This is a genomic window from Streptomyces hamibioticus, from assembly GCF_047946815.1.
Taxonomy (GTDB): Bacteria; Actinomycetota; Actinomycetes; order Streptomycetales; family Streptomycetaceae; genus Streptomyces.
The window spans coordinates 3,658,550-3,680,894 of sequence record NZ_JBKKQY010000001.1; the positions used below are offsets into that span (position 1 = coordinate 3,658,550).

The window sequence follows — 22,345 nt, forward strand, 5'->3', positions numbered from 1 at the left end:
TCATGAGCTCGACGAAGAGTTCTTGAGACGAGGAGTTGGTCCCGCATGGCCGCCGAACTCACCGCGCACGCACTGATCGCCAAGCACCGGCCCACCCTCGACCAGGCGCTGGAAGCGATCCGCACGCGCGCGTACTGGTCCCCGCACCCCGAGCACCCCAAGGCCTACGGGGAGAACGGCAGCCTGGACATGGTGGCGGGCAAGGCCGCCTTCGACGCGCTGCTCGGCACCCGCCTCGACCTCGACCAGCCCGGCACGGACGACTGGGTCGGCGGCGAGACCTCCCCGTACGGCATCGAGCTGGGCGTGACCTACCCGCACGCGGACCTCGACGTGCTGCTCCCGGCCATGCGGACCGGGATGCGGGCGTGGCGGGACGCCGGCGCCGAGCTGCGCGCCATGGTCTGCCTGGAGATCCTCAGCCGCATCAGCGCCCGGACGCACGAGTTCGCGCACGCGGTCATGCACACCTCCGGCCAGGCGTTCATGATGGCGTTCCAGGCGGGCGGCCCGCACGCCCAGGACCGCGGCATGGAAGCGGTGGCGTACGCGTACGCGGAGCAGGTCCGCACCCCCGAGGCGGCGGAGTGGACCAAGCCGCAGGGCAAGCGCGACCCGCTGGCACTGACCAAGCGGTTCACGCCGGTCCCGCGCGGCATCGGCCTGGTGATCGGCTGCAACACCTTCCCGACGTGGAACGGCTACCCGGGCCTGTTCGCCTCCCTCGCCACCGGCAACGCGGTCCTGGTCAAGCCCCACCCCCGCGCGGTGCTCCCGCTCGCCCTCACCGTCCAGGTGGCCCGCGAGGCGCTCGCCGAGGCGGGCTTCGACCCGAACCTGGTCGCGCTGGCCGCCGAGCGGCCCGGCGAGGGCATCGCCAAGACGCTGGCCACCCGCCCGGAGATCCGGATCATCGACTACACCGGCTCCACGGAGTTCGGCGACTGGCTGGAGGCCAACGCCCGCCAGGCCCAGGTCTTCACCGAGAAGGCCGGGGTCAACACGGTGGTCGTGGAGTCCACCGACGACTACCAGGGCATGCTCGCCAACCTGGCGTTCTCCCTGTCGCTGTACAGCGGCCAGATGTGCACCACCCCGCAGAACCTGCTGATCCCCCGCGACGGCATCCGCACCGACCGGGGCCCCAAGACCTTCGACGAGGTGACCGCCGACCTGGCGCGCTCGGTCGACGGCCTGCTCGGCGACGACGCGCGGGCGAACGCCCTGCTCGGCGCGATCGTCAACCCGGACGTCAAGGCCCGCCTCGAGGCCGCCGCCGGCCTCGGCGAGCTCGCCCTGGCCTCGCGTGAGGTCCCGAACCCGGACTTCCCGGACGCGGTCGTGCGCACACCGGTGATCGTGAAGCTGGACGGTGCCAAGCCGGACGACGAGGCCGCGTACATGAGCGAGTGCTTCGGCCCGGTCTCCTTCGCCGTCGCGGTCGACTCGGCGGTGGACGCACTGGAGCTGCTGCGCCGCAGCATCCGCGAGAAGGGCGCGATGACGGTCGGCGCGTACACCACCGACGCCGAGGTCGAGCAGGCCGTGCAGGAGGTCTGCCTGGAGGAGGCCGCCCAGCTCTCGCTCAACCTCACCGGCGGGGTGTACGTCAACCAGACGGCCGCGTTCTCCGACTTCCACGGCTCGGGCGGCAACCCGGCGGCCAACGCGGCCCTCACCGACGGCGCCTTCGTCGCCAACCGCTTCCGGGTGGTGGAGGTGCGCCGGGAGGCGTAGGACGTGCCCCAGGGTCCAGGACGTGGGGCGCGCCCTAGGGGCCAGGCCGTGCGCCCCCGGTGGCGCTCCAGTGGTACAGCGTCATGGCCACGCTGGTCGCGAGGTTGTAGCTGGAGACCTGGGGGCGCATCGGCAGCGCCACCAGGTGGTCGGCACGCGCGCGCAGCTCGCTCGAGAGCCCGCTGCGCTCCGAGCCGAAGGCGAGCAGCGCGTCGTCCGGCAGCTTCAGCCGGCGAATGTCCTCGCCCTCCGGGTCCAGGGCGAACAGCGGCCCCCGCGGCAGTTCCTCGGCGTCCAGCCGCTCCACGGCGGTCGCGAAGTGCAGCCCCGCCCCGCCGCGCACCACCGTCGGGTGCCAGGGATCGAGGGTGCCGGTGGTGACCACGCCGGTCGCCCCGAAGCCGGCGGCCAGCCGGATCACGGCGCCCGCGTTGCCGAGGTTGCGCGGGTTGTCGAGGACCACGACGGGCGCGGTGCGGGGTGCGTGCGCCAGCTGCCCCAGGTTGGCCGCACGGGACGGGCGTACGGCCAGGGCCGCCACGGCGGTGGGGTGCGGACGCGGCACCAGGGAGGCGTACGTCGGCTCCGGGACCTCGGTCAGCAGGGTGTCCAGCCGGTCCCGGACGTCCGGCGCCAGCTCCTCGGCGAGGGCGAGTGCGGCCCCGCGGTCGGTGGTGACGGCCACCGGGACCTCGGCGCCGAAGCGCAGCGCGTGCTTGAGGGCGTGGAAGCCGTCGAGCAGGACACAGGTGGCGGTGAGCCGGTGCCAGCCGGTCACGGGGTCGGTCATGCCGGGAAGCCTACGTGCCTGCCCTCGGCGTCCTCGGCGGCCTTCGCCTCTCGCTGCCCGGGCACCGCGCCACGGTCCCGGCGCCGCGGCAGCCGCCCGCGCGCGCGGGCCGCCAGGCCGCCCAGCCGGCGCAGGAAGGACGTCGGCAGGAAGACGGCGTCCGCCGCGATCATCGCCAGCGAGAAGAACGGCAGCCCGAGAACGACCGCGATCACGGCGTGCTCGGTCATCATCACGGCCAGCAGCACGTTCTTGACCCGCCGGTTGAACAGCGTGAACGGGAAGGCGACCTGCACGATCACCGTGCCGTAGGTGATGATCATCACCAGTGTGCCGCTGGCGGCCAGCAGATCGGCGAGGGCGGGCCAGGGGGAGAAGTAGTCCAGGTGCAGCGGGTAGTAGACCGCGGTGCCGTCCTGCCAGCGCGAGCCCTGGACCTTGTACCAGCCGGCGGTCGCGTAGATCAGACAGGCCTCGGCCATGATGACCAGCAGGGCGCCGTTGTGCACCACGTTGCTGATCACGTCGAGCAGGATCCGCGGCTCGCGCGTCCGCTCGATGCGCTGCACGGCCCACCACAGCGCCTGTGCGGCCCACACCGTCCACAGCAGCACCGGCACCAGCCACTCGCCGCCGAACCGGCCCGCGAGCGTCACCGTGAGCAGCACGAACCCGAGCACGCCCCACAGGGCGGGCCCGATCCGGTCCGCCACGCGCGCGCCACGCGCGCGTGCCTCCTCGGCGCGCCGCGCCCGGCGCGCGTCCAGGGACCACACCTGGGCGCAGCGGGTGAAGACCAGGTAGATGCTCATCAGGTGCAGGACGTTGTCGCCGCCGTCGCCCATGAAGACGCTGCGGTTCTGCAGCGAGAGCACGCCGAGCATGAAGAGCACCGCCGTGGTGCGGGTGCGCCAGCCGATCAGCAGCAGCACGCTGCTCAGGACGGACAGCGCGTAGACGGCCTCGAACCAGAACCGGCCGTCCCACCACATCAGCGCCGTGAAGGCGCCGTTGTCCGCGATCAGCTGCTGGGCGAGGGTCCAGCTCCAGGGGCCGTCGGGGCCGTACAGCTCGTGGCGGTGGGGCAGCTCGCGCAGCAGGAAGAGCAGCCAGGTGGCGCTGAAGCCGATGCGTATCACGGCCGTCTGGTAGCGGCCGAGGGGAGCCTCGGTGACGCGGGCGATGCCTCGCGAGACCGACAGGGCGACGCGGTTCATCCGGCGACTCCTTCCGCCTCGCGGGCCGGGACCGGCCACCAGGGCAGCACCCGGTACTGCGGGCGGTCCGAGACCTTCTCACGGCTCCAGTCCGGTGGCGGCACGTTCACGGTGCGGGAGCGGAACTGGACCCGTTCGACCGCACCGCCCGGCCCGCCCGCCCCGTTCCGGTCCAGGCGCAGCACCGCGATGCGGCGCAGGTACGTCTCGGAGAGCGCCCCGCGCAGGCCCACCGGGCGGTTGTCGGAGTCGTGCGTGGCGATGAAGAAGTCCCAGGCGCGGCGCAGCTCGTTCTGCTGGGTGTGGCTGGGCACGGGGTTGCCGTCGATGGCCCGGCCGTCCTCGGCGGACAGGTCGTACCAGCCGGTGGTGCGTATGGCGCCGTCCGCGGTGCGCACCTCCGCGCGGACCTGGACGGTGGTGTTCTGCTGCAACGGGTTCGGCGCGAAGAGCTTCCAGTTCTGCTCGAACTCCGGGTAGACCCAGGCGTCGACGACCTCGCCGTGCCGCTTGGTCATCGTGTTGGCGGGGGCGACGTGCAGGAACGTCATGCCGAGGTGGACGCAGACGGTGACGGCCACGACCGCCAGCGCGAGCGCGGCGCCGACCTGGTAGCGCAGGGAGAGTGCGGCGACGCCGGTGCGGGCCTCGGGGGCGGTGTCGTCCGCGGGGGGCTGTGGGGGGCCGAACGGCTGCTCCGGCAGTCGCCGGGCGTTCGGCCCCGTGTCGTACGCGTCCATTCCGCCCCGTTCCCCGATTCCAGTCGTCCGGTCCGTCGCTGCGCCCGCCTGCCGCCGGGGCGCCATGGCGCCGGCCCGGGCGCCCCGCTGCGCGGTGTTCGAACGCGAACGGTACTCAGGACCGTCCGCGCCCACAGCCCCCGGCGGTCCGCTCGCACCGTGGCCGTCGCCACACCCGCCGCGGGCCGTTGTCCACAGGCGGCCACGGCAGGTTATCCACAGCGGTTGACACCTTACGGCGCCCGTCTCACCATGGAATCGCACGAACCGAACGATCGGTCGGGAGCGTGCTCCGAGCAGAGCTCAGGTCGAGGGGGACCTCATGGCGACAGCAGCCGCGGACCACACGGCCCGCACCCAGGCGCACGACACGGCCGACGCCTCCGGCACAGGCGCCAGCAAGGGCGCCGGCACCGGCGTGGACACCGTCGACGACATCTCCGCGTACGAGCGCGCCTTCGACGCCGCCGTGGCCGCCGACGACCGCATCGAGCCACGTGACTGGATGCCTGACGCCTACCGCGCGACGCTGGTCCGGCAGATCGCCCAGCACGCGCACTCCGAGATCATCGGCATGCAGCCGGAGGCGAACTGGATCACGCGCGCGCCATCGCTGCGCCGCAAGGCCATCCTGATGGCCAAGGTCCAGGACGAGGCCGGCCACGGCCTGTACCTGTACAGCGCCGCGGAGACCCTGGGCGTGAGCCGCGAGGAGCTGCTCGACAAGCTCCACTCCGGCCGCCAGAAGTACTCCTCGATCTTCAACTACCCCACGCTGACCTGGGCGGATGTCGGCGCGATCGGCTGGCTGGTGGACGGTGCCGCGATCACCAACCAGGTGCCCCTGTGCCGCTGCTCCTACGGCCCGTACGCCCGCGCGATGGTCCGCATCTGCAAGGAGGAGTCCTTCCACCAGCGCCAGGGTTACGAGGCGCTGCTCGCCCTCAGCCGGGGCACCCCCGAGCAGCACGCGATGGCGCAGGACGCGGTGGACCGCTGGTGGTGGCCGTCGCTGATGATGTTCGGCCCGCCCGACGACGCCTCCCAGCACTCGGCCCAGTCGATGGCCTGGAAGATCAAGCGCCACTCGAACGACGAGCTGCGCCAGCGCTTCGTCGACATCTGCGTCCCGCAGGCCGAGTCCCTCGGCCTCACCCTCCCCGACCCGGAGCTGCGCTGGAACGAGGAGCGGGGCCACTACGACTTCGGCCCGATCGACTGGACCGAGTTCTGGGACGTCCTGAAGGGCAACGGCCCGTGCAACGACCAGCGGATCACCCAGCGCAGGCGGGCGCACGACGAGGGCGCGTGGGTACGGGAGGCCGCCGCGGCGTACGCGGCCAAGCAGGCCAAGCACACCGGTGAGCGCGAGGAGGCGCACGCATGAGCACGACCGACTGGCCCCTGTGGGAGGTCTTCGTCCGTTCCCGGCGCGGCCTCGCACACACCCACGCCGGCAGCCTGCACGCCCCGGACGCCCAGCTCGCCCTGCGCAACGCCCGGGACCTCTACACCCGCCGCGGCGAGGGCGTCTCCCTGTGGGTCGTCCCGTCGTCCGCCATCACCGCCTCCTCGCCCGACGAGAAGGACCCGTTCTTCGAGCCGGCCGCCGACAAGCCGTACCGGCACCCGACGTTCTACGAGATCCCGGAGGGGGTGCAGCACCTGTGACGACGCCCGTGGTCCATGACGCCCTGCCCACCACGGCCGCCCTCGCCCTCGGCGACGACGCCCTGGTGCTCTCCCACCGCCTGGGTGAGTGGGCCGGTCACGCCCCCGTGCTGGAGGAGGAGGTCGCCCTCGCCAACATCGCCCTGGACCTGCTCGGCCAGGCCCGCGTCCTGCTGTCGGCGGCCGGTGACGAGGACGAGCTGGCGTTCCTGCGCGAGGAGCGCGCCTTCCGCAATCTCCAGCTGGTGGAGCAGCCGAACGGCGACTTCGCCCACACCATCGCCCGCCAGCTGTACTTCTCCGTGTACCAGCACCTGCTCTACGCCGAGCTGGCCGCCGCCGACGGCCCGTTCGCGCCGCTGGCCGCCAAGGCGGTCAAGGAGGTCGCCTACCACCGCGACCACGCCGAGCAGTGGACCCTGCGCCTCGGCGACGGCACGGAGCTCAGCCACGAGCGGATGCAGCGGGCCTGCGACGCGCTGTGGCGGTTCACCGGCGAGATGTTCCAGCCGGTCGAGGGACTCGACGTCGACCGGGCCGCGCTGGAGGCTGCCTGGCTGGCGGCCGTCGGGGACGTGCTGCGCCGGGCGACCCTGACCGTGCCCGACGGGCCGCGGACGGGAGCCTGGGCGGCCGGCGCGGGGCGTCAGGGCCTGCACACCGAGCCGTTCGGCCGGATGCTCGCCGAGATGCAGCACCTGCACCGCAGCCACCCGGGGGCGTCATGGTGACGCTCACCCCGCTGGAGGCGGAGCTCCTCGACATCGCCGGCGCGGTCCCCGACCCCGAGCTGCCCGTGCTCACCCTGCGGGAGCTGGGCGTCCTGCGCGCGGTGCACGTCCAGGGCCCGGACACGGTCGAGGTCGAGCTGACCCCGACCTACACCGGCTGCCCCGCGATCGAGGCGATGTCCCTGGACATAGAGCGTGCGCTGCACGAGCACGGCGTGCGGGACGTGACCGTGCGCACGGTGCTCTCGCCCGCCTGGTCGACGGACGACATCACCGACGAGGGGCGTGACAAACTCCGGCGGTTCGGCATCGCCCCGCCCCGCGTGCGCCACCAGGACGGCCCCGTCCCCGTGTCCCTGGGCCCCACCCGGGCCCGCCCGTCCGCACCGGCGGACGCCACGGAGGCACCGACCGCCACGGAGGCACCCACCGCCCAGGCGGCGACGGGCGCCCCCGACCCGGCCACCACTCCGATCCACTGCCCGCACTGCGGGTCCGCCGACACCGAGCTGCTCAGCCGCTTCTCCTCCACCGCCTGCAAGGCGCTGCGGCGCTGTCTGGCCTGCCGCGAACCCTTCGACCACTTCAAGGAGTTGTGATGGCCCGCTTCCACCGGCTCCCAGTGGCCGCGGTCGACCGGCTCACCGACGACTCCGTCGCCCTCACCCTCACCGTGCCCCCGCGGCTGCGCGAGGAGTTCCGGCACGCCCCCGGCCAGCACCTCGCCCTGCGCCGGACGGCGGACGGCCAGGAGATCCGCCGCACCTACTCGATCTGCTCCCCGGCACCGGACGGCGAGGGCCCGGAGCAGCTGCGGGTGGGCGTGCGGCTGGTGGAGGGCGGGACCTTCTCGACCTACGCGATGAAGGAGATCAACGTCGGGGACGAGCTGGAGGTCATGACCCCGGCCGGCCGTTTCACGCTCGACCCGGCGCCCGGGCTGTACGCCGCCGTCGTCGGCGGCAGCGGCATCACCCCTGTGCTGTCGATCGTCTCGACGCTGCTGGCACGCGAGCCCCGGGCCCGGTTCTGTCTGATACGCAGCGACCGGACGTCCGCCTCGACGATGTTCCTGGAGGAGGTCGCCGACCTGAAGGACCGGTACCCCGACCGGTTCCAGCTGGTGACGGTGCTCTCCCGGGAGGAGCAGCAGGCGGGGCTGCCGTCCGGCCGCCTCGACGAGGACCGGCTGACCGGTCTGCTGCCGGCGCTGCTGCCGATGGAGCGGGTGGACGGATGGTTCCTGTGCGGGCCGTTCGGGCTGGTGCAGGGCGCCGAGCGGGCCCTGCGCGGGCTCGGCGTGCCACGCGGCCGCATCCACGAGGAGATCTTCCACGTGGACGCCGGTGCGACACCGACCGCCTCGTCCCCCGCCCCCGCGCACAGCACCGTCACCGCCCGGCTCGACGGCCGCGGTGGCACCTGGCCCGTCCAGGAGGGCGAATCGCTTCTGGAGACGGTGCTGCGCAACCGGCCCGACGCGCCCTACGCCTGCAAGGGAGGGGTGTGCGGGACGTGCCGGGCGTTCCTGGTCTCCGGCGAGGTGCGGATGGACCGCAATTACGCGCTGGAGGCGGAGGAGACGCAGGCCGGGTATGTGCTGGCCTGCCAGTCGCATCCGGTGACGGAGCAGGTGGAGCTGGACTTCGACCGCTGAAGCCGGCGGCGGGCCTTACTGCGACGCGTTCCGTCCCGACGGCCCCGCGGCCGCCACGTCGGGTGACGTCCCAGCCGGCCCCTCGGAAAGCGGAGCCGCCGGGAGGGCAGGCCTCGTGGGCCTTACCTGCGCGGAGGAGCAGCAGGCGGCGGCCGCGAGGCGGCGAGCTGCGGGAGTCGGCCGCGGTAGCCGACCAGGGGCGCTGGCCCCAGGCGCCGGCCAGGGTGCCGCTGCTGGAGAGCAACGCGGCAGCGGCGGCCGTACAGACGCACGGCGCCCCGGAGCCCAGGGCCGGCATCGGCCGCTGGGAGACGCTGGGCGATCCCCGGGGAGGCGCTGGGGCGATCCCCGGGGAGGCGCTGGGGCGATGCCCGGGGAGGCGCTGGGCGACCTGTCGGCGCCCACCCGGTGGGCCGGCGTCCGATGCCGGGCCTGGGCTCCGGGGCGCTAGAGCACGCGCCCCGGCCGGCCCTCGTCGGTCACGACGGGGCGGCCCGCGGCGGCCCACACCTGCATGCCGCCGTCGACGTTCACGGCGTCGATACCCTGCTGGACCAGATACATGGTGACCTGCGCCGAGCGCCCGCCGGACCGGCAGATCACGTTCACCCGCCCGTCCTGCGGCACGGCCTCGGTCAGCTCCCCGTACCGGGCCACGAACTCGCTGATGGGGATGTGCAGCGCCCCCTCGGCGTGGCCGGCCTGCCACTCGTCGTCCTCCCGGACGTCCAGCAGGAAGGCGTCGTCACCGAGGTCGGAAACCTCGACCGTGGGCACACCAGCTCCGAAACTCATGGTCCCGACGCTACCCGACGCCCTCCCGGCGCCGTCCGACACGGCACCGTCCGACACGGCACGGTCCCAGACGGCGCCGGCCGACACAGGCCCGGCGGACACGGCCGACACGGGCCCGGCCGACACGGAGCCCGTCACCCCGCACCCCGGCCCGGTCACCACGGCAGCTACCCCTGTCCCAGGAGCCCCGCCAGCTCCGCCTCCCGCTCGGCCACCTGGACCCGCAGTTGCCCGGCGATCTCGTCGAGCAGCCGGTCGGGGTCGTCCGGGGCCAGCCGGAGCATGCCGCCGATCGCGCTGTCCTCCAGTTCCTTGGCGACCTGGGTGAGCAGGTCCTTGCGCCGGGCCAGCCACTCCAGGCGGGCGTACAGCTCCTCGGCGGGACTCGGGCCCCGTTCGGGCTGCGGACCGGCGGCCCACTCCTCGGACAGCTCGCGCAGCTCCTTCTCGTCACCGCGGGCGTAGGCGGCGTTGACCCGGGTGATGAACTCCTCACGCCGCTTGCGGTCACCCTCCTCCTGCGCCAGGTCGGGGTGCGCCTTGCGGGCCAGCGCGCGGTAGAGCCGGCGGGCCTCCTCGCTGGGCCGCACCCGCTGCGGCGGCCGTACCGCCTGCTCCGTGAGCATCGCCGCGGCCTCCGGGAACAGCCCCTCCCCGTCCATCCAGCCGTGCATCAGCTCCTCGACGCCCGGCAGCGGCGCCAGCCGGGCCCGGGCGTCGTCCGCCAGGCGCCGGTCCTCGGGGTCGCCGCTGCGGTCGGCCTTGGCGGCGAGGATCTGCGCATCCAGTTCCTCCAGGCGCGCGTACACCGGTCCGAGCCGCTGGTGGTGCAGCCGGGAGAAGTTCTCGACCTCCACCCGGAAGGTCTCCACCGCGATCTCGTACTCGATGAGTGCCTGCTCGGCGGCGCGTACGGCCTGCTCCAGCCGCTCCTCGGGCCGGGCCGCACCGCCCTCCGGTGTCCTCGGCCGCTCGTCGCCGCCCTGCTCAGCTTCCGGGGTCGTCACCCGACCAGCGTAGGCCACGCCCCGAGCCCCCACCGCGACGCGCACGTGCCCTCCTGACCATCACGAGCCCCACCGTCCCGGCCGCAGCGCTCACCCCCCTGCCCCGCCGCTCATCACCCCCTGCCCCCGCCGCCGTCCTCGTCCCGGCCTGCACCGCCCGCTCACACCCCCAGCTCCGCCGCCACCTTCCCCGCCCGCACCGCCGTCACCAACTCCGCGTGGTCCGCCTCCGTGCGGTCCGCGTAGGCGACGGCGAACGCGGCGATCGCCTCGTCCAGTTCCTCGTTCTTGCCGCAGTACCCGGCGATCAGCCGCGGGTCGACGCTGTGCGAGTGGGCGCGGGCCAGCAGGGCGCCGGTCATCCGGGCGTAGTCGTCGATCTGGTCGGCGGCCAGCGCGGCCGGGTCGACGCTGCCCTTGCGGTTGCGGAACTGCCGCACCTGGAACGGCCGCCCCTCGACCGACGTCCAGCCCAGCAGAATGTCGCTGACCACCTGCATGCGCTTCTGGCCCAGGACCACCCGGCGGCCCTCGTGCGCCACCTCGGGCGCCTCGAAACCGGCCGTCGCCAGGTGCGGCACCAGCGCCGACGTCCGCGCCTCCTTGACCTGGAGGACCAGCGGCTCGCCCCGGTGGTCCAGGAGCAGCACGACGTACGACCGGGTGCCGACGCTCCCGGTGCCGACGATCCGGAACGCCACGTCGTGGACCGCGTACCGGGCCAGCAGCGGCAGCCGGTCCTCGGGCAGCGTGGTCAGGTACGACTCCAAGGACGCCGCCACCGCCGCCGCCACCTCGTCCGAGGCCCGCCGCAGCACCGGCGGGGCGTCCACGAAACGCCGCCCGCCGTCCTCGGTGGGCTCGGTCGACTTGGCCGCGAACCGTCCGCTGGTGTTGGCCCGCGCCTTCGCCGAGACCCGCTCCAGCGTGCCGAGCAGATCGTGGGCGTCGGTGTGGGAGACCAGTTCCTCGTCGGCGATGGCGTTCCAGGCGTCCAGCACCGGGAGCTTGGCCAGCAGCCGCATGGTGCGCCGGTAGGCGCCGACCGTGTCGTGGGCGGCCTCGCGGCACGTGTCCTCGTCCGCGCCCGCCTCCCGGCCCGCGAGCACGAGCGACGCGGCGAGCCGCTTCAGGTCCCACTCCCAGGGGCCGTGCACGGTCTCGTCGAAGTCGTTCAGGTCGATGACCAGGCCGCCGCGCGCGTCACCGTACAGACCGAAGTTCGCCGCGTGGGCGTCGCCGCAGATCTGCGCCCGGATCCGGGTCATGGGCGTGCGGGCCAGGTCGTACGCCATCAGCCCGGCCGACCCGCGCAGGAAGGCGAACGGCGTGGCCGCCATCCGCCCGACCCGTATCGGGGTCAGCTCGGGTATCCGTCCCCTGCCGGACTCCTCCACCGCGCCCACCGCGTCCGGGCGCGCGGCGTCCAGGTCGAGGGCCGCGTGCGCGGACCGCGGGACCCGTCCCCGCAGCGCCTTGCCCTCCGCCTTCGGCGAGCCGCCGGCAGGCCACGCCGCGAACCCCGGTACGTCAGGCACCCGCGCCCCGGCCGTCCGCCCGGTCGCTGCCCCGGCCGTCCCACCGGCCCTCGCCCCGGTCTCCGCCCCGGTCACCGCCTCGTTCATCCCGTCGCCCTCCCCATAGCCGTACGTCCCCGTACACCGACGTCAACGCGCCAGACGGTACATCCGCGCCCACTGCGCGTACACGTGCCCGACGCCCCCGCCTCCCCCGCATAACGCCGTGCAGGGGGCGTGACGGAAGCTCCCCGGCCCTCACCGGCGCGACTACGTTGGTCGACGCACAGCACGGGAGCGCGCCCACGGCAACAGCAGCCTGCCCCGCGCCCCGGCGCGCTCCCGCGCCCCCGCGCTCCCCTCAGGCACCCCCCGGACCTGCTTCCCCCAAGGAGACCGAGGACCGCGCCATGACCCCACGCCACGAGCCCCCTGAAACCCCCGACACCCTCGACACCCCGGCAGCCGCCCCCACCGCCCCCGGTATCAGCCGCAAAACCCTCCTCAAGGCGGCCGTAGCCGCAGGCGCCGCCGCCCCACTGCTCGCCACAGCCACCGGCATGGCCATCGCGACCGGCACCGGCACCGGCCCAACCCCCGCGGCACTCGCCCGCGACGCCCGCCCCCCGGCCGGCCGGCCCCTCACGCCGACGCCCTACTGCGACGACGGCGACGACGACGACCCCACGCCCGACCAGATGGAAGGCCCCTACTTCAAGCCGAACTCCCCGCTGCGCACCGACATCGTCCCGCCGGGCACGGGCGGCACCCCCCTCACGGTCAGCGGTTACGTCTTCGGCCGGAACTGCGTCCCGCTCCCCGGCGTACTGCTCGACTTCTGGCAGGCGGACACCGCCGGCGCCTACGACATGGCCGGTTACCGCTTCCGGGGGCACCAGTTCACCGACGCCACCGGTGCCTTCACCCTGCGCACGATCGTGCCCGGCCTCTACCCGGGCCGCACCCGCCACCTCCACGTCAAGGCCCAGGCACCCGGCGAACCGGTGCTCACCACGCAGCTGTACTTCCCCGGCGAGCCCCGCAACGCCACCGACGCCCTCTTCGACCCGGCGCTGCTGATGACCGTCCGCGACTCCGGCGGACGCCGCCAGGCCGCCTTCGGCTTCGTGCTCGACGTGGACGGCGATCCCACCGACCCACCCACCGACCCACCGACCGACCCGCCCGGCGGAACCTGGGCGCCCGGCCGCCCGTACACCGCCGGCGACCGGGTCACCTACGGCGGGGACGCCTACCGCTGCCGGCAGAGCCACACCTCCATGACCGGCTGGGAGCCACCGAACGTCCCAGCCCTGTGGCACCGCGAATGAGCCAGAGGCCCTGAGAGCTTCCTCACAACCGCGACTCTCACCGCCACCCACCGCAGAACGCACAGCGTGAGAAACCCGACAACGCGGAAGCCCCGTAGGTCCGAGACCTACGGGGCTTCCGTCTGGTGCGCGAGGGGGGAGTTGAACCCCCACGCCCTTGCGGGCACTGGAACCTGAATCCAGCGCGTCTGCCTATTCCGCCACCCGCGCATTGGGTGTGTCCTCCGGCTCCGTCCCCTTCGGTCCGGCGCCTTCCGACACCCAGAACATTAGCACGCCGTACGGGGTGGATTCACATCCCTTGTTCCCGGGGCCCCTGCGGGCGGAATCGCAGGGCGCCGCACGCCCCGGCCGCGTATCGACGGGCGTCGAGACAGAGACCGAGGCAGAGACCGAGGCAGAGACCGAGGCAGAGATCGGGGCAGAGATCGGGGCAGAGACGGAGGCAGGGCCGGGACAGGGCACAGGGTCCGGGACAGGTATCGACACGTGTCCGTTCACGTATCAACCTCGTACCGGTCCGGCCCGTCTTCCCAGGAGGCGGACCGGGTCCGCAGCCGGGTGCGGGACACTGGTCCACAGCCCCCTCTACGATCCTGGGCATGAGACGCCCAGAAGCGCGCCCGGAGGAGCCGGCGGAGTTCGAAGGAAGGCTCCGGCGGGAACTCCAACAGGCGTCGCCAGGCGCCACCGGGCGTCGACACCCGTCGACGGGGCCGACAGGGGGAACCAGCCGATCGACCGGCGCGTGGATACGATCAGTAAGCAGTACCAGGTAAGCAGTGCGCGGGTAGGCAGTACGCGGGTAAGCAGTACGCGGCCCGCACGGCGCGGGCAGCAGTACGCAGGGCAGTGGACAGGACGGCAGGACGGAGGAGGTGCCCCATGGGAGTCCTGAAGAAGTTCGAGCAGCGTCTCGAAGGTCTGGTCAACGGCACCTTCGCCAAGGTGTTCAAGTCCGAGGTGCAGCCCGTGGAGATCGCGGGAGCGCTCCAGCGGGAGTGCGACAACAACGCGACCATCTGGAACCGCGACCGCACCGTCGTCCCCAATGACTTCATCGTGGAGCTGAGCGCACCGGACTTCGAGCGGCTCAGCCCCTACTCCGGCCAGCTCGGCGACGAGCTGGCCGGCATGGTGCGCGACTACGCCAAGCAGCAGCGCTACACCTTCATGGGACCGATCAAGGTCCACCTGGAGAAGGCGGACGACCTCGACACCGGTCTGTACCGGGTGCGCAGCCGTACGCTCGCCTCCTCCAGCAGCCAGCAGGGCGGCCCCGCGCCGGCGGCCCCCGCCGCCCCGTCGGGCGGCCCCGGCGGTGGCTACGGCTACCCGCCCGCCGCCTCCGCGTCCCCCCCGCCGATGCCGGCCGCGCCGCCGCCCGGGGCGCCGGGCGGTGGCCCCGGCGGCTACGGCTACCCGCAGCCGGCGAGCGGCCGGCGGCCGCCGGCCGCACCCGCGTCCGCCGGACGCACCCGCTACTGGATCGAGATCAACGGCACTCGCCATCAGATCTCCCGCCCGACGCTGGTGCTGGGCCGCAGCACCGACGCCGACGTGCGGATCGACGACCCCGGCGTGAGCCGCCGGCACTGCGAGATCCGGACCGGAACGCCCTCGACGATCCAGGATCTCGGGTCCACCAACGGCATCGTGGTGGACGGGCAGCACACCACCCGCGCTACGCTCCGCGACGGCTCGCGGATCGTCGTGGGCAGCACCACCGTTATCTATAGGCAAGCCGAAGGGTGATCCGGGGGCAATGTCAGAGCTGACCCTCACGGTCATGCGGCTGGGTTTCCTGGCCGTACTGTGGCTGTTCGTGATCGTGGCCGTGCAGGTCATCCGCAGCGACCTGTTCGGTACGCGGGTCACCCAGCGCTCCGCGCGCCGGGAGGCCGGCCGGGACCGGCAGCAGGCCGCGCGCCAGGCGCCGCCGCCGCAGCGCCAGCAGCCGAGCGGTGGCCGGGGCCGCCGCAACGCTCCCACCAAGCTGGTCGTGACCGAGGGCACCCTCACCGGTACCACCGTCGCCCTCCAGGGCCAGACGATCACCCTGGGCCGGGCGCACGACTCGACGATCGTGCTGGACGACGACTACGCCTCCAGCCGCCATGCCAGGATCTACCCGGACCAGAACGGGCAGTGGATCGTCGAGGACCTGGGCTCCACCAACGGCACGTACCTGGACCGGTCCCGGCTGACGACTCCCACACCGGTTCCGCTGGGTGCGCCGATCCGCATCGGCAAGACCGTCATCGAGCTGCGGAAGTAGTGCTACACCAAATGAACGAGCGCGAGCGGAGCGAGCACGCAGTGGCGGCCGGCACCCCGGGCCGCGGCGCGCTCCCGACCGGAGGGTGGGCAGTGTGGCTCGACACGACCGGCTGTACCCGGAGCAGCCGACGGGCGAGGTGCGCATGAGTCTGTCACTGCGCTTCGCCGCCGGTTCGCACAAGGGCATGATCCGGGAGGGCAACGAGGACTCCGGTTACGCCGGCCCGCGCCTGCTCGCCATCGCCGACGGCATGGGCGGCCAGGCGGCCGGCGAGGTCGCCTCCTCCGAAGTGATCTCCACCATCGTCGCTCTCGACGACGACGTGCCGGGCTCCGACATCCTCACCTCGCTCGGCACGGCCGTGCAGCGCGCCAACGACCAGCTGCGGCAGATGGTCGAGGAGGACCCCAGCCTGGAGGGCATGGGCACCACCCTGACCGCGCTGCTGTGGACCGGGCAGCGGCTCGGCCTGGTGCACGTCGGCGACTCCCGCGCCTATCTGCTGCGGGACGGGGTGCTGACGCAGATCACGCAGGACCACACCTGGGTGCAGCGCCTCGTCGACGAGGGGCGGATCACCGAGGAGGAGGCCGGCACCCACCCGCAGCGCTCCCTGCTGATGCGCGCCCTCGGCAGCGGCGACCACGTCGAGCCCGACCTGTCCATCCGCGAGGTCCGGGCCGGCGACCGCTACCTGATCTGCTCCGACGGTCTCTCCGGCGTCGTCTCCCACCAGACGATGGAGGACACCCTCGCCAGCTACCAGGGCCCGCAGGAGACCGTGCAGGAGCTGATCCAGCTCGCGCTGCGCGGCGGCGGCCCGGACAACATCACCGTCATCGTCGCCGACGTCCTCGACCTGGACACCGGCGACACCCTGGCCGGGCAGCTGTCCGACACCCCGGTCGTGGTCGGCGCCGTCGCCGAGAACCAGCACCAGATCGGCGACAACGGCATCATGCAGACCCCGGCCGGCCGCGCCTCCGGCCTCGGCCGCCAGGGCGGCAGGCAGGGCGGCGGAGGCGGCGAGTTCGGCCCGCCCGGCAGCGGCGACACCACCGGCTACATCCCGGCCGACGGCTTCGGCGACTGGGGCGACGGCGACTTCGTCAAGCCCCGCAAACGGCGCAAGTGGCTCAAGGTCTCCCTCTACACCGTGCTGATCCTCGCCGTCATCGGCGCCGGACTGTACGGCGGCTGGCGCTGGACCCAGACGCAGTACTACGTCGGCACCCGCGGCGACCACGTCGCGCTCTACCGCGGCATCAGCCAGGACCTGGCCTGGGTGTCGCTGTCGGAGGTCGAGAAGGACCACCCCGAGATCGAACTCAAGTACCTGCCGCCGTACCAGCAGAAACTGGTCGAGGCCTCGATCGCCGAGGGCGACCTGAACGACGCCCGGTCGAAGATCGACGAGCTGGCCGTGCAGGCCTCGGCCTGCAGGAAGCAGGCCGAGCGGCGCACCGCACAGAACGAGCAGAACGCGAAGACGGGCGAGGGCGAGGCCGGAGGCACCACGGGAACCACACCCGCCTCCTTCACGTCCAAGGCCTCGCCGACCCCGAACCCCTCGGGTTCGCCGAAGGCCCCGCAGTCCCCGTCCCCGTCCACGACCGCACCCACTCCCGGCCCCGGCCCCACTCTCTCGGAGGAAGAGCAGAAGGTCGTCTCGCTGTGCGGTAAGCAGTAGGCAAGCCGTGAGAGGCCCCGTCACACGATGAGCAGTACTTCCAACTCGCCGACGCACCACACGTCCACGATCGGTGCCATCGGCGCACCGAGCCGCCGCAACACCGAGCTGGCCCTGCTGGCGTTCGCCGTCGTCATCCCGGTCTTCGCCTACGCCAACGTGGGCCTTGCCCTCAACGACGAGGTGCCCGCCGGACTGCTGAGCTACGGCCTCGGTCTCGGCCTGCTGGCCGGCGTCGGCCACCTGGTGGTCCGCAAGTTCGCGCCGTACGCGGACCCGCTGCTGCTGCCGCTGGCCACGCTGCTGAACGGGCTCGGACTCGTCGCCATCTGGCGCCTGGACCAGTCCGAGCTGCTCCAGGACATCGGCCAGGCCGGCGGCGCAGCGCCCCGGCAGCTGATGTACACCGCGATGGGCATCGCGCTGTTCGTCGCCGTGATGATCTTCCTCAAGGACCACCGCGTCCTGCAGCGCTACACCTACATCTCCATGGTCGGCGCGCTGCTGCTGCTCCTGCTGCCGCTGGTGCCGGGCCTCGGCCGGAACATCTACGGCGCCAAGATCTGGATCCAGGTCGGTTCCTTCTCCATCCAGCCCGGTGAGTTCGCCAAGATCGTTCTGGCGATCTTCTTCGCCGGCTACCTGATGGTGAAGCGGGACGCGCTCGCGCTCGCCAGCCGCCGCTTCATGGGCCTGTACCTGCCGCGCGGACGCGACCTCGGGCCGATCCTGGTCGTCTGGGCGATGTCCATCCTGATCCTGGTCTTCGAGACCGACCTGGGCACCTCGCTGCTGTTCTTCGGCATGTTCGTGATCATGCTGTACGTCGCCACCGAGCGGACCAGCTGGATCGTCTTCGGTCTGCTGATGTCCGCGGTCGGCGCCGTCGGCGTGGCCAGCTTCGAGCCGCACATCCAGCAGCGCGTCGACGCCTGGCTGGACCCGATGCGCGAGTACACGCTCTCGCGCGCGGGTGAATGGGGCCACTCCGAGCAGGCCATGCAGGCCCTGTGGGCGTTCGGCTCCGGCGGCACCCTCGGCACCGGCTGGGGCCAGGGCCACTCCGACCTGATCCGGTTCGCCGCCAACTCCGACTTCATCCTCGCCACCTTCGGCGAGGAACTGGGCCTGGCCGGCGTCATGGCGCTGCTGCTGCTGTACGCCCTGATCGTGGAGCGCGGCGTGCGCACCGCCCTCGCCGCCCGCGACCCGTTCGGCAAGCTGCTCGCCATCGGCCTGTCCGGCGCCTTCGCGCTCCAGGTCTTCGTCGTGGCCGGCGGTGTGATGGGCCTGATCCCGCTGACCGGTATGACGATGCCCTTCCTGGCGTACGGAGGCTCCTCCGTCATCGCCAACTGGGCTCTGATCGGCGTGCTGCTGCGGATCAGCGACACCGCGCGCCGCCCGGCCCCCGCCCCCGCCGCCAACCCCGACGCCGAGATGACCCAGGTGGTCCGACCGTGAACAAGCCGCTGCGCCGAATCGCGATCTTCTGCGGTCTCCTGATCCTCACGCTGCTCGTCCGCGACAACTGGCTCCAGTACGTCAAGGCCGACGACCTCAAGGACGACGAGCACAACCGCCGGGTGGCCATCGAGCGGTACGCCACCCCGCGCGGCGACATCATCGTCGACGGCAAGGCGATCACCGGGCACACCACCACCGAGGGCGACTTCAAGTACAAGCGCACCTACAAGAACGGTGCGATGTGGGCGCCGGTGACCGGCTTCGTCTCCCAGGCCTACGGCGCCAACCAGCTGGAGTCGATCGAGGACGGCATCCTCACCGGCAACGACGACCGGCTCTTCTTCCGCAACACGCTCGACATGATCACGGGCAAGAAGAAGGAGGGCGGCAACGTCGTCACCACCCTCAACGCCGCCGCGCAGAAGGCCGCGTACGAGGGCCTGAAGAAGCAGGGCGGCAAGGGCGCGGTCGCCGCCATCGAGCCGTCCACCGGCAAGATCCTGGCGCTGGCCTCCTACCCGTCGTACGACCCCTCGACGATCGCCGGTGACGGCAAGTCGGACGCCCAGGCCTGGAACAGGCTCCAGAAGAAGAACAACCCCGACGACCCGATGCTCAACCGCGCGCTGCGCGAGGTCTACCCGCCCGGCTCGACCTTCAAGGTGGTCACCGCGGCGGCGGCGCTGGAGCACGAAAAGTACACGGACCCGGACGAGAAGACCGACTCCCCGCAGCCGTGGACGATGCCCGGCACCACCACCGAGCTGCCCAACGAGGGCAACATCCAGTGTGAGAACGTCTCGCTCCGCGAGGCGCTGCGGATCTCCTGCAACACCGTCTTCGGCAAGATCGGCTCCGATCTGGGCAACGACAAGATGCTGGAGACGGCGGAGAAGTTCGGCTTCAACGCCGAGCAGTTCACCCCGGTCCGCTCCAGTGCCTCGGTGTTCTCCGAGGACATGAACGAGTCGCAGGTCGCGCTCTCCTCCATCGGCCAGTTCAACACCGCCGCGACGCCGCTGCAGATGGCCATGGTCCCCGCGGCCGTCGCCAACAACGGCACGCTGATGAAGCCGTACATGGTCGACGAACTCCAGGCCCCGAACGTCGACACCATCGAGAAGACGGACCCGGAGGAGCTGAGCCGGCCGCTGTCGCCGGAGAACGCGCAGATCCTGCAGTCGATGATGGAGACCGTCGTCGACAAGGGCACCGGCTCCAACGCCAAGATCCCTGGCGTCACCGTCGGCGGCAAGACCGGTACCGCCCAGCACGGTGTCGAGAACAGCGAGAACCCCTACGCCTGGTTCATCTCCTACGCCAAGGCCGAGGACGGCAGCTCGCCGGTGGCCGTGGCCGTGGTGGTCGAGGACGAGGACGCGGTCCGCGACGACATCTCCGGCGGCGGCCTGGCCGCCCCGATCGCGAAGAGCGTGATGCAGGCGGTCCTCGACAGCAAGAAGTGAGACGCAGCTGAACGGGAAGTGACTCCGCTCACGTCTGCTTCACATCGGTGCACGTTGCGATACCGGTCCTGTATCGGGTGACGGGCTTGGCCAAGTCACACAAACGGAGCCGGGTACGGTAGGCCGGACGGCAGCCTCCGACCGAACAAACATGCCGGTCGGGACCGACGGAGAGGGCTGGTAGGTAGCTATGGAAGAGCCGCGTCGCCTCGGCGGCCGGTACGAGCTGGGCCCGGTGCTCGGCCGTGGTGGCATGGCGGAGGTTTACCACGCGCATGACACCCGGCTCGGACGCCAGGTGGCGGTGAAGACGCTGCGCGCGGACCTTGCGCGCGACCCGTCCTTCCAGGCCCGGTTCCGCCGGGAGGCCCAGTCGGCCGCCTCGCTCAACCATCCCGCGATCGTGGCGGTCTACGACACGGGCGAGGACTACATCGACGGGGTCTCCATCCCGTACATCGTCATGGAGTACGTCGACGGCTCCACGCTCCGAGAGCTGCTGCACAGCGGCCGCAAGCTGCTGCCCGAGCGGGCCATGGAAATGACCATCGGCATCCTCCAGGGCCTGGAGTACGCCCACCGCAACGGCATCGTCCACCGCGACATCAAGCCGGCCAACGTCATGCTGACGCGCAACGGCCAGGTCAAGGTGATGGACTTCGGCATCGCCCGGGCCATGGGCGACTCCGGCATGACGATGACGCAGACGGCGGCCGTCATCGGCACCGCCCAGTACCTCTCCCCCGAGCAGGCCAAGGGCGAGCAGGTCGACGCCCGCTCCGACCTGTACTCCACCGGCTGCCTGCTCTACGAGCTGCTGACCGTCCGCCCGCCCTTCGTCGGCGACTCCCCGGTCGCGGTCGCCTACCAGCACGTCCGCGAGGAACCGCAGCAGCCGAGCGTCTTCGACCCCGAGATCACGCCCGAGATGGACGCGATCGTGATGCGGGCGCTGGTCAAGGACCCCGACTACCGGTACCAGTCGGCCGACGAGATGCGAGCCGACATCGAGGCCTGCCTCGACGGCCAGCCGGTCGCCGCCACCGCCGCCATGGGCTCCGTCGGCTACGGCGGCTACGGTGACGAGCAGCCGACGACGGCCCTGCGCTCGGACTCCGGCGCCGGGGGCGCCACGAGCGTGCTGCCGCCCATGAACCCGGACGACGGGGGCTACGACGACCGCCGGGACCGGCGGCGCCAGCAGAAGAAGAACAACACCTCCACGATCCTGCTGGTCGTGGCGGGCATCCTCGTCCTCGTCGGCGCGATCCTCATCGGCCGGTGGGCGTTCAGCGGCGACGGCGGCCCGGGCAACGACAGGGTGCCCGTGCCCAACCTCGTCGGCCAGACCCAGGACGACGCCGGCAAGCTCCTCACCAACTCCGATCTGAGGCTGGGCGAGGTCACGCGCAAGCCCTGCGAGGAGCAGCCGGAGGGCAAGGTCTGCGAGACGACCCCCGCCGCGGGCACCGACGTCGACAAGGAGTCCGCCGTCGACCTGGTGGTCTCGACCGGTGCTCCCAAGGTGACGGTGCCGAGCGTGATCGGCCTGGACCTGGACAAGGCCCAGTCGAAGCTGGAGGGCGACGACTACCAGTTCGAGGTGAAGACCGAGCAACGCGAGTCCTCGGACGAGCCGGGCACCGTCCTCGACCAGGACCCGATCAAGGGCGAGGAGGTCGAGAAGGGGTCGACGATCACGCTGATCGTGGCCAAGGAGGAGGAGCAGTCCACGGTGCCGGACGTGCTCAACCAGTCCTGTGAGGCGGCGAAGCAGCAGATGCAGGCCAACAACCTGGTCGGCAACTGCACCGAGCAGCCGGTCGACGACCCGAACCAGGCCGGCAAGGTGATCTCCACCACGCCGCAGGCGGGCCAGTCGGTCGACAAGAACTCGCAGGTCCAGATCGTCGTGGGCAAGGCCAAGGAGAAGGTGAAGGTGCCCGAGGTCCGCGCCCGGCCCCTGTCCCAGGCACAGCAGGAGCTGCAGCAGGCGGGCTTCACCAACATCCAGGTCGCGGGCTCCACGGACGGCAACGCCCTGGTGGTCCAGCAGGACCCGGCGGCGGGCACCGAGGTCGACGACCCGGCCGCCACGCCGATCACGCTGACGACGGGCGGCGGCGGCAACAACGGAGGCAACGGCAACGGCGGTAACGGCGGCTTCATCGGCGGCCTCCCGGGCGGGCGCGACGACTGACGTCCCACCGACCGGCGTGAGAGCCCCGGCCCCCTTCCGAGGGGACCG

19 protein-coding genes and 1 tRNA gene are annotated in these 22,345 nt (G+C 72.2%); 13 read left to right on the forward strand and 7 right to left on the reverse strand.

Annotation, left to right across the window (positions count from 1 at the left end):
* Nucleotides 1-45: 45 nt before the first annotated feature.
* Nucleotides 46-1,737: a phenylacetic acid degradation protein PaaN gene (paaN, locus tag ACLGIH_RS16465; protein WP_416526003.1), complete on the forward strand. Its 1,692-nt coding sequence runs from the start codon at nucleotides 46-48 to the stop codon at nucleotides 1,735-1,737.
* Between the two features lie 34 nt (nucleotides 1,738-1,771).
* Here the strand turns inward: paaN and ACLGIH_RS16470 are convergent, their stop codons facing one another.
* From ACLGIH_RS16470 to ACLGIH_RS16480, 3 genes are read right to left on the reverse strand one after another with little or no spacing between them, the layout of a single operon-like run.
* Complete coding sequence (locus ACLGIH_RS16470) at nucleotides 1,772-2,527, reverse strand: TrmH family RNA methyltransferase (protein WP_416526004.1); 756 nt, start codon at nucleotides 2,525-2,527, stop codon at nucleotides 1,772-1,774.
* Nucleotides 2,524-3,744 (reverse strand): HTTM domain-containing protein, encoded by a 1,221-nt coding sequence (locus tag ACLGIH_RS16475; RefSeq protein WP_416526005.1) that lies wholly within the window; start codon nucleotides 3,742-3,744, stop codon nucleotides 2,524-2,526. Before ACLGIH_RS16475 ends, ACLGIH_RS16470 begins: the two co-directional genes overlap by 4 nt.
* Nucleotides 3,741-4,484: a DUF5819 family protein gene (locus ACLGIH_RS16480; RefSeq protein ID WP_416526006.1), complete on the reverse strand. Its 744-nt coding sequence runs from the start codon at nucleotides 4,482-4,484 to the stop codon at nucleotides 3,741-3,743. The genes ACLGIH_RS16475 and ACLGIH_RS16480 overlap by 4 nt, the downstream gene beginning before the upstream one ends.
* A 322-nt stretch (nucleotides 4,485-4,806) precedes the next feature.
* On the opposite strand from ACLGIH_RS16480, the gene paaA reads away from it, so the two are divergent.
* From paaA to ACLGIH_RS16505, 5 genes are read left to right on the forward strand one after another with little or no spacing between them, the layout of a single operon-like run.
* Nucleotides 4,807-5,871: a 1,2-phenylacetyl-CoA epoxidase subunit PaaA gene (gene paaA, locus ACLGIH_RS16485; RefSeq protein ID WP_416526007.1), complete on the forward strand. Its 1,065-nt coding sequence runs from the start codon at nucleotides 4,807-4,809 to the stop codon at nucleotides 5,869-5,871.
* The gene (paaB, locus tag ACLGIH_RS16490) at nucleotides 5,868-6,155 is read left to right on the forward strand and encodes a 1,2-phenylacetyl-CoA epoxidase subunit PaaB (RefSeq protein WP_416526008.1); all 288 of its coding nucleotides are present in this window, start codon (nucleotides 5,868-5,870) and stop codon (nucleotides 6,153-6,155) included. Before paaA ends, paaB begins: the two co-directional genes overlap by 4 nt.
* A complete protein-coding gene (paaC, locus tag ACLGIH_RS16495; RefSeq protein ID WP_416526009.1) occupies nucleotides 6,152-6,886 on the forward strand; it encodes a 1,2-phenylacetyl-CoA epoxidase subunit PaaC in 735 nt (244 codons plus the stop codon). The genes paaB and paaC overlap by 4 nt, the downstream gene beginning before the upstream one ends.
* A complete protein-coding gene (paaD, locus tag ACLGIH_RS16500; RefSeq protein WP_416526010.1) occupies nucleotides 6,880-7,485 on the forward strand; it encodes a 1,2-phenylacetyl-CoA epoxidase subunit PaaD in 606 nt (201 codons plus the stop codon). The genes paaC and paaD overlap by 7 nt, the downstream gene beginning before the upstream one ends.
* Nucleotides 7,485-8,543 (forward strand): 2Fe-2S iron-sulfur cluster-binding protein, encoded by a 1,059-nt coding sequence (locus ACLGIH_RS16505; RefSeq protein WP_416526011.1) that lies wholly within the window; start codon nucleotides 7,485-7,487, stop codon nucleotides 8,541-8,543. Before paaD ends, ACLGIH_RS16505 begins: the two co-directional genes overlap by 1 nt.
* A gap of 447 nt (nucleotides 8,544-8,990) precedes the next feature.
* On the opposite strand, the gene ACLGIH_RS16510 is transcribed toward ACLGIH_RS16505, so the two are convergent.
* The 3 genes from ACLGIH_RS16510 to ACLGIH_RS16520 form a co-directional block, all read right to left on the reverse strand.
* Nucleotides 8,991-9,320, reverse strand: coding sequence for a rhodanese-like domain-containing protein (locus ACLGIH_RS16510; protein WP_416529396.1), 330 nt, complete (start codon nucleotides 9,318-9,320; stop codon nucleotides 8,991-8,993).
* 185 nt (nucleotides 9,321-9,505) lie between these two features.
* Entirely contained in the window at nucleotides 9,506-10,345 is an 840-nt protein-coding gene (locus ACLGIH_RS16515; protein WP_416526012.1) for a hypothetical protein, read from the reverse strand.
* Between the two features lie 161 nt (nucleotides 10,346-10,506).
* Nucleotides 10,507-11,970 (reverse strand): DUF2252 domain-containing protein, encoded by a 1,464-nt coding sequence (locus ACLGIH_RS16520; RefSeq protein ID WP_416526013.1) that lies wholly within the window; start codon nucleotides 11,968-11,970, stop codon nucleotides 10,507-10,509.
* Between the two features lie 302 nt (nucleotides 11,971-12,272).
* Here ACLGIH_RS16520 and ACLGIH_RS16525 point away from each other — a divergent pair, with 302 nt between their 5' ends.
* Nucleotides 12,273-13,193, forward strand: coding sequence for a dioxygenase family protein (locus tag ACLGIH_RS16525; protein WP_416526014.1), 921 nt, complete (start codon nucleotides 12,273-12,275; stop codon nucleotides 13,191-13,193).
* 123 nt (nucleotides 13,194-13,316) lie between these two features.
* Here ACLGIH_RS16525 and ACLGIH_RS16530 read toward each other — a convergent pair.
* A tRNA-Leu gene (locus ACLGIH_RS16530) sits at nucleotides 13,317-13,403 on the reverse strand.
* Between the two features lie 675 nt (nucleotides 13,404-14,078).
* Between ACLGIH_RS16530 and ACLGIH_RS16535 the strand changes: the two genes are divergently transcribed.
* From ACLGIH_RS16535 to pknB, 6 genes are all read left to right on the forward strand, one after another.
* A complete protein-coding gene (locus ACLGIH_RS16535; RefSeq protein WP_416526015.1) occupies nucleotides 14,079-14,948 on the forward strand; it encodes an FhaA domain-containing protein in 870 nt (289 codons plus the stop codon).
* Nucleotides 14,949-14,958: 10 nt separating this feature from the next.
* Entirely contained in the window at nucleotides 14,959-15,471 is a 513-nt protein-coding gene (locus ACLGIH_RS16540) for an FHA domain-containing protein FhaB/FipA (protein WP_416526016.1), read from the forward strand.
* Between the two features lie 145 nt (nucleotides 15,472-15,616).
* Nucleotides 15,617-17,164 carry a Stp1/IreP family PP2C-type Ser/Thr phosphatase gene (locus ACLGIH_RS16545; protein WP_416529397.1) on the forward strand — a complete coding sequence of 516 codons (1,548 nt, stop codon included), beginning with the start codon at nucleotides 15,617-15,619 and terminating at the stop codon, nucleotides 17,162-17,164.
* 27 nt (nucleotides 17,165-17,191) lie between these two features.
* Nucleotides 17,192-18,628, forward strand: coding sequence for an FtsW/RodA/SpoVE family cell cycle protein (locus ACLGIH_RS16550; RefSeq protein ID WP_416526017.1), 1,437 nt, complete (start codon nucleotides 17,192-17,194; stop codon nucleotides 18,626-18,628).
* Entirely contained in the window at nucleotides 18,625-20,097 is a 1,473-nt protein-coding gene (locus tag ACLGIH_RS16555) for a peptidoglycan D,D-transpeptidase FtsI family protein (RefSeq protein ID WP_416526018.1), read from the forward strand. Before ACLGIH_RS16550 ends, ACLGIH_RS16555 begins: the two co-directional genes overlap by 4 nt.
* Before the next feature lie 190 nt (nucleotides 20,098-20,287).
* Complete coding sequence (pknB, locus tag ACLGIH_RS16560) at nucleotides 20,288-22,297, forward strand: Stk1 family PASTA domain-containing Ser/Thr kinase (RefSeq protein ID WP_416526019.1); 2,010 nt, start codon at nucleotides 20,288-20,290, stop codon at nucleotides 22,295-22,297.
* Nucleotides 22,298-22,345 lie beyond the last annotated feature (48 nt).